Raw genomic sequence first — 6,879 nt, forward strand, 5'->3', positions numbered from 1 at the left:
CCGTGCCGGCACCGCGCGTCGCGCTGACCACGAGGGCGACTCTGCTCGCCGTCGTGATCTGCGTGCTCGTCCTGACCCTGGCGTACCCGCTGCGGCTGTACCTGCGCCAGCAGAGCAAGCTCTCGCAGCTCGCCAAGGCGAACGCGCAGACCCAGACGCAGGTCGACAGGCTGCGCTCCATGGTGCAGCGCTACGACGACCAGCCCTGGCGCGACGACGAGGCGCGCCGCCGGCTGCACTACATCAAGCCCGGTGAGCGGGCTTTCCTGATGCCCGCCCCGCCCACCCCCGCGCCGCGCGACGGCGAGGCCGGGGGTGGGGCGGCCGGCGGCTCGGTCTGGTACGGCCGGCTGTGGTCGGAGATCGCCCGGCCCTAGCGCCGGGTGCGGGGCGACAGGCGGCAGGACGGCGGCCGGCGAGCGGTCGGCCAGAGGACCAGATGGCCAGCGAGCCAGCGAGAGGGCGGGAGGCGGCGTGACGTCGACGGCGGTGACGGCGCAGGAGGCCGAGGTCGTCCACCGGCAGCTCGGGCGGGAACCCCGCGGGCTGCTGGGTGTCGCGCACCGCTGCGCCTGTGGCCTGCCGGACGTGGTGGAGACCGCCCCGCGCCTGCCGGACGGCTCGCCGTTCCCCACCCTGTACTACCTGACCTGTCCCAGGGCCGCGGCGGCGGTGTCCCGCCTGGAGGGCGCCGGGGTGATGCGCGAGATGACCGCGCGCCTCGCCGACGATCCGGAGCTCGCGGCCGCCTACGCGCGGGCGCATCAGGACTACCTGGCGCGTCGCGACGCGTACGAGCCGCTGGTCGGCCATCCGAGCGCCGGGGGCATGCCGGAGCGGGTGAAGTGCCTGCACGTGCTGGTCGCCCACAGCCTCGCCGCCGGCCCCGGGGTGAACCCGTTCGGCGACGAGGCGCTCGCCGCGCTCGAGGACTGGGGCCGGGGCGGCCCCTGCGTATCCGTGGCGCCGGTGATCCTCGCGGCGCCGGACGACAGCAGGGAGGGATCGCGATGACCCGGGTGGCGGCGATCGACTGTGGAACCAACTCGATCCGCCTGCTGGTGGCGGACGTCGACGGCACCGGACTGCGCGAGCTGACCCGCCGGATGGAGATCGTCCGGCTGGGCGCCGGCGTCGACCGGACCGGGGAGCTCGCTCCGCAGGCGCTTGCCCGCACCCTCGCGGCGCTGCGGGACTACGCCGGCGAGATCGAGCGGCTGGGCGCGGCCCGGGTGCGGATGGTCGCCACGAGCGCGACCCGCGACGCCCGCAACCGCGACGAGCTCGTCACCGGTGTCCGCGCGATCCTCGGCGTCGACCCCGAGGTGATCACCGGGGATGAGGAGGCCGCGCTGTCGTTCGGCGGGGCCATCGGCGAGCTGGACGTCGCCACCCCGGTGCTGCTCGCCGACATCGGCGGCGGCTCGACCGAGCTGGTCCTCGGGGACGCCGCCGGAGTGCGCGCCGCCCGGTCGGTCAACGTCGGCTGCGTACGGCTCGCGGAACGGCACCTGCACGACGATCCCCCCACGCCCGCCCAGGCCGCGGCGATCGTCGCCGACGCCCGGGCCGCGTTCGACCTGGCCGCCGCCACGGTGCCGCTGGGCGAGGCGGCCACCCTGGTCGGCGTCGCCGGCACCGTGACCACCGTCGCCGCGCTCGCCGCCGGCCTGCCGGAGTACGACGCCGAGCGCATCCACCTGTCGGTGACAAGCGCCGAGCAGGTCGCCGAGGTCACCGCGCGGCTGCTCGCGATGACCCACGACGAGCGGGCGGCGCTGCCGGTCATGCACCCGGGCCGGGTGGACGTCATCGCCGCCGGGGCACTGGTGCTGCGGACCCTGATGGAGTGCTCCGGCGCCGCGGCCGTCGTCGCCAGCGAGCGCGACATCCTCGACGGCATCGCACTGGCCCTCGCCGCCGCCCCGCCGCCGCCGGCCTCCCCGGCCGAGCCCGGGCCGTCCGTGGCCTTCCCGGCGGGATGACGGCGACCGGCGGGTCGGGCGTCGACCTGCCGGGCCGCGGACCGGTGCCGCCCGGCAGCGGCTGGCCAGGTGACCTCGCCGACAGGCGCACCCCGGTCGCCGGGACCGCCGACGAGGTGCGAGCACTGGCCGTGGGTTCCCCCGACACCGCCTCCCTCGACGCGCGGACGTCGGTCTGCCGGGCCTGCCCGCGGCTGGTCGCCTGGCGGGAGGAGATCGCCGTGGTCCGCCGCGCCGCCTTCGCCGACCAGCCCTACTGGGGGCGTCCGGTGTCCTCCTTCGGGCCGGCGGACGCGCGGATCCTGGTCCTCGGCCTGGCCCCGGCGGCCCACGGCGGCAACCGCACCGGTCGCATCTTCACCGGGGACCGCAGTGGGGACTGGCTGTTCGCCTCGCTGCACCGGGTCGGCCTGGCGGCGCTGCCCACGTCGGTCGACGCGGGGGACGGCCAGCGGCTGCGAGCCACCCGGATCGTCGCCGCCGTGCACTGCGCCCCGCCGGCGAACAAACCCACCACGGTGGAGCGGGACACCTGCCAGCCGTGGCTGGTGCGCGACCTGGAGCTCGCCCGGCCGACCCTGCGTGCGATCGTCGCCCTCGGCGGGTTCGCCTGGGCGGCGCTGTGGCCGGCGCTGGCGCGGGCGGGCTACCCCGTCCCGCCGCGACGGGTGCCCTTCGGCCATCAGGTGGGGGTCGACCTTCCCGGCACCGGGGTGCGGGTGGCCGGTTGCTATCACCCGAGTCAGCAGAACACCTTCACCGGACGGGTGACCGAGGTGATGCTCGACACGGTTTTCCGGTCCGCCTCGGTCCATGCCGAAGTGACGCCGGCCACCGACTAAGTCCGCCGCGTTGTGGCCGTCGACACGGCAGGTGGGCCGCGGCACTCATCCGATGGTCATGGGACGGACCGTTGGTGGTCCGTATTGGTGTCCTGCGTCACGGAAAAGCGGGGCCGATCGTCGCCTGCCGAGGTGTAAGACGGCCCTCGCGGGTACCGTTTTCGCATGGGCTATGGGCGCGCACCGCACATCCTCGTGGTCGGCGGCGGATACGTCGGCATGTACACGGCCCTGCGGCTTCAGCGGAAGCTGCGTGCGGGCGAGGCGTCCATCACAGTTGTCGAGCCCAACTCCTACATGACCTATCAGCCGTTCCTGCCGGAGGCCGCGGCCGGCAACCTGGAGCCACGGCACGTGGTGGTTCCGTTGCGAAAGGTGCTCAAGGGCTGTCGGGTGGTGAGCGGCTCCGTGCTTTCGGTGTCGCATACGGAACGCACCGCTGTGGTGGCCCCACCGCTCGGCGAGCGGTTTGAGATCAAATACGACATTTTGGTGATGTGCCCGGGTTCGGTGGCCCGGACGCTGCCGATACCCGGGCTCGCCGAGCAGGGCATCGGATTCAAGAGTGCCGCCGAGGCCATCTATCTGCGCAACCAGGTCATCAGCCGGCTGGACGCGGCGGCCTCGGCCGTCGATCCCGAGGTGCGCCGGCGCGCGCTCACCTTTCTTTTCATCGGTGGCGGATATGCCGGTATCGAGGCGCTCGCGGAACTCGAGGACATGGCCCGGGACGCCTGCGGCTTTTATCCCGACCTTCGCGCCACGGATATGCGGTGGGTCCTGGTGGAGGCGACCAGGCGAATACTTCCCGAGGTTTCACCCGCAATGGGTCTTTATACGGTGAAGCAGCTGGAACACCGCGGAATAGAGGTAAAGCTCGACACCAGGGTGGAAAGCCTCGTCGACGGCCGGGTTGTTCTGGACAGCGGTGAACAGTTCGACGCCGGAACCGTGGTGTGGACCGCCGGGGTCAAGGCGAACCCGGTGCTCACGCGTACCGACCTGCCCCTGGACGACCGCGGCCGGCTGCGGGCGACCGCCTTCCTGCAGGTCGACGGCGTCGCCGACGCCTGGACCGCCGGCGACTGCGCGGCCGTGCCCGACCTGACCAAGGGCGAGGGGGTCACCACCGGCCCGTCCGCCCAGCACGCCGTGCGCCAGGCCGGCCGGCTGGCCGACAACATCCTCGCCGAGCTGCGCCACCAGCCCATCCATCCCTACGAGCACAGCTACGCCGGCAGCGTCGCCTCCCTGGGCCTGCACAAGGGCGTCGCCGAGGTGTACGGGGTGCGGCTGCGTGGCTGGCCGGCCTGGCTGATGCACCGGACGTACCACCTGAGCAGGGTTCCCACGCTCAACCGCAAGGCCCGCGTGGTCGCGGACTGGACGCTGTCGCTGTTCTTCCGCCGTGAGATCGTCTCACTGGGCTCGTTCGCCGACCCGCGGGCGGAGTTCCGCCGGGCCGCCACCCCGACCTCCAGCGGCGCCGCCAGCGGCCCGGACGGTCACGGTGGCGACGGCCACGGTGGCGACGACGCCGCCGCCGGCCGGGCCATGCCCGCCGGGGAGCGCGACAGCGGCGACGGCGCGGGCGCGCGGCCTGGGCTGTCCGCCCCCGGCGCGGCCGGGGAGAGCGCCCGGACCACGTCGCACGGGGGATGACGATCACCCGCGCCGCCCGCCGCGGCGCGGGTCGCGGACCGGGGGATGAATCCGCGTGGCCGGGCGCGGTCATCGGCTCGGCGCGTTTAACACCACCTTGGTGGCGCCGGTATTCACCGCCGCGGCCCGGTCCCGGCTAAGCGTGTCCCGAGCCCGGACTATTGACCGTCCGGGCCGTCTCGTGATCGGAGAGGATAGCCGATTCGCGGCATCCTCGTCACGATGAGTCACGCTTTCGCCGGGACCGCGATCTCCGGACCACTTTTTCCGCGATGTGTTATTCCCAGAACCTACGTAGCATGGTAGAAACAGCTTCGATGTAGACGAGCCGGTGTATCCCAACTGGTAGAGGAGGCTGTCCTAAAAACAGCTCGAGTGTCGGTTCGACTCCGACCACCGGCACAATCCATTGTTGATCGCCCGCGTCGTTCGTGAACGGCGCGGGCGGTTGGCATGCGGCACGTTCCCGGCCCGGCGTCGTCCGGGCCCTGCGCCGCCACCGTGCCCGGGAACCCGTCGGCGGGTGGAATCGTTGCGTGAGTGTTCGTCTGCACCAGCTGTTGACCGTGGGCGCCGCCCCGGCGGCGACCGAGAGGAGCCGGCTCGATGGCCGACCTTCGTTCCTCGAACCCCGTGCTGCGCCGCGGGGGGTTCACCTCGCCGCCCACCCCCAGCCCCGAGGACCTCGCGAGCCACTACCGGCAGCCGACCTCGCTGACCGTCGACGACGTCGTCGTCCACACCCTGGGGCTGTTCGCCGTCCTCGGCGTGGGCGCCGCCGGTGGGTGGCTGGTCGGTCACCAGGCGCCGGGCATCGCGCTCGGCGCCGGGCTCGTCGCCCTGCTCCTGAGCCTCGTGATCTCGATGCGGGGGCTGCTGCGGCCGCCGCTCATCGTCGCCTTCGCCCTGATCGAGGGCGTCGCCGTCGGCGCGATCTCCCGGTTCTACGAGGACTCGTTCGCCGGCATCGTCCCGCAGGCCCTGCTCGGCACCGGGCTGATCTTCGTCGCGATGCTGCTGGCCTACCGCAGCCGCCGGCTGCGGGCCACCCCGCGGATGGCGCGCATCGTCACCGGCGTCCTGTTCGGCGTGATCCTTCTCAGCCTGACCGACCTGGTGATCCGAGCCGTCAGCGGCAGCCACCTGCCCGTGATCAACGACGCCTCCCCGCTGGGCATCCTGTTCAGCGTGGTGGTGCTCGGCGTCGCCAGCCTGCAGTTCATCCTCGACTTCGACTACATCGAGCGGGCGATCAACTCGGGGGCACCTCGCTCGGAGGCCTGGCGGGCCGCCTTCGGCCTGATCGTTGGCTTCGTCTGGGTCTACCTGGAGACGCTGCGGCTGCTGTCCAAACTCCGCCAGTAGCGCTCAGCCGGAGCGGTCCGGCCCGGCGGCGGTGGGCGTGATCCGCACGATGCAGCGCTGGTCGCGCACCATCGCCGCCCGGTAGTCGTCCCAGTCGGGGTGCTCGCCGGAGATGCCGCGGTAGTAGGAGACGAGCAGCTCCATCGCCTCCGGCAGGCGCACGATCTGCGCCGAACCGGTGATCTGCACCCACGGGCCGTAGAACTCGTCCGGCAGCACGCACAGCCGCACAGTCGGCTCCCGCTGGATGTGGCCGACCTTGTACGCGGTGAGCCGGGTGCTGACGAGGAGCCGCCCACCGTCGTCCACCCCGACCGTCACCGGCGACATCTGGGGCGAACCGTCCCGCCGGGTGGTGCACAGCACTGCCCGATGATGGTCACGGACGAACTCCGTGGCAGCGTTGATGTTCACGGTCGACATTGTCTCGCGGCCTGCCCGCGGCACGCGAGGCGTCGTTCGGGCGCCGCCCGGCCGCGCGCAGCGGCATCGGCCCGGCGCCCGAACCTCCCGGACGGTGAGCCGGACTCAGGCGCGGATCGCCCGTCGCCGCAGGTCCGACTCGTGGACGAGCGCGGCCGCGTAGCTGTGCGGCAGGTTGTGCTCCGCCCGCAGCCAGTTCACGCGTTCGGCGAAGCGCAGCAGGCCTGGTCCCTCCGCCAGCCTGCTGAGCCAGGTACTCACCTCGTAGCCGGTGACCTTGGGGATCCGCTCGATGAGGAACTGGTGGGTCTGCGGGGAACGGTGCAGTGACATGCGCGCCTCCAGACGTGAAACCCGACGTCAACAGCTCATGTCGTAAGCGTGCCCCATACCACACGGGAGGGCAAGGGCCCCCATGGGCATCGTGGGGTATCCTTCCCGGATGTCCGATGAGGTCGGAGACCTCAGCCGGGAGGTGGGGCTGCTCATCCGGCGGATCCGAGGCTGGGCCGGTTCCTCCTGGGACGTGCCGCTGGAGTCCGGGCTGAGCCAGTTCACGCGTTCGGCGAAGCGCAGCAGGCCTGGTCCCTCCGCCAGCCTGC

General features: G+C 72.6%; 8 protein-coding genes and 1 tRNA gene. 7 read left to right on the plus strand and 2 right to left on the minus strand.

Annotation, left to right across the window (positions count from 1 at the left end; genetic code table 11):
* The first annotated feature begins 2 nt into the window (after positions 1-2).
* From C1A33_RS28935 to C1A33_RS28965, 7 genes are all read left to right on the plus strand, one after another.
* The gene (locus tag C1A33_RS28935) at positions 3-377 is read left to right on the plus strand and encodes an FtsB family cell division protein (RefSeq protein WP_101835100.1); all 375 of its coding nucleotides are present in this window, start codon (positions 3-5) and stop codon (positions 375-377) included.
* A gap of 97 nt (positions 378-474) precedes the next feature.
* The gene (locus C1A33_RS28940; RefSeq protein ID WP_101835101.1) at positions 475-1,014 is read left to right on the plus strand and encodes a DUF501 domain-containing protein; all 540 of its coding nucleotides are present in this window, start codon (positions 475-477) and stop codon (positions 1,012-1,014) included.
* A complete protein-coding gene (locus tag C1A33_RS28945) occupies positions 1,011-1,985 on the plus strand; it encodes a Ppx/GppA phosphatase family protein (RefSeq protein WP_101835103.1) in 975 nt (324 codons plus the stop codon). Before C1A33_RS28940 ends, C1A33_RS28945 begins: the two co-directional genes overlap by 4 nt.
* Entirely contained in the window at positions 1,982-2,827 is an 846-nt protein-coding gene (locus C1A33_RS28950) for a uracil-DNA glycosylase (protein ID WP_101835104.1), read from the plus strand. The genes C1A33_RS28945 and C1A33_RS28950 overlap by 4 nt, the downstream gene beginning before the upstream one ends.
* Before the next feature lie 165 nt (positions 2,828-2,992).
* Positions 2,993-4,489, plus strand: a complete 1,497-nt coding sequence (locus C1A33_RS28955; protein ID WP_101835106.1) for an NAD(P)/FAD-dependent oxidoreductase — start codon at positions 2,993-2,995, stop codon at positions 4,487-4,489.
* A 327-nt stretch (positions 4,490-4,816) separates the two neighbouring features.
* Positions 4,817-4,891: transfer RNA gene (locus tag C1A33_RS28960), tRNA-Leu, on the plus strand.
* A 204-nt stretch (positions 4,892-5,095) separates the two neighbouring features.
* Positions 5,096-5,854: a Bax inhibitor-1/YccA family protein gene (locus C1A33_RS28965; RefSeq protein WP_101835108.1), complete on the plus strand. Its 759-nt coding sequence runs from the start codon at positions 5,096-5,098 to the stop codon at positions 5,852-5,854.
* Between the two features lie 3 nt (positions 5,855-5,857).
* Here the strand turns inward: C1A33_RS28965 and C1A33_RS28970 are convergent, their stop codons facing one another.
* Both C1A33_RS28970 and C1A33_RS28975 read right to left on the minus strand, forming a co-directional pair.
* The gene (locus C1A33_RS28970; protein ID WP_101835115.1) at positions 5,858-6,268 is read right to left on the minus strand and encodes a PPOX class F420-dependent oxidoreductase; all 411 of its coding nucleotides are present in this window, start codon (positions 6,266-6,268) and stop codon (positions 5,858-5,860) included.
* Between the two features lie 114 nt (positions 6,269-6,382).
* On the minus strand, positions 6,383-6,610 hold the full coding sequence (locus C1A33_RS28975; protein WP_101835110.1) for a DUF4287 domain-containing protein: 228 nt from the start codon (positions 6,608-6,610) through the stop codon (positions 6,383-6,385).
* Between the last annotated feature and the right edge of the window lie 269 nt (positions 6,611-6,879).

It is taken from the genome of Frankia canadensis, assembly GCF_900197875.1.
Classification (GTDB): Bacteria; Actinomycetota; Actinomycetes; order Frankiales; family Frankiaceae; genus Frankia; species Frankia canadensis.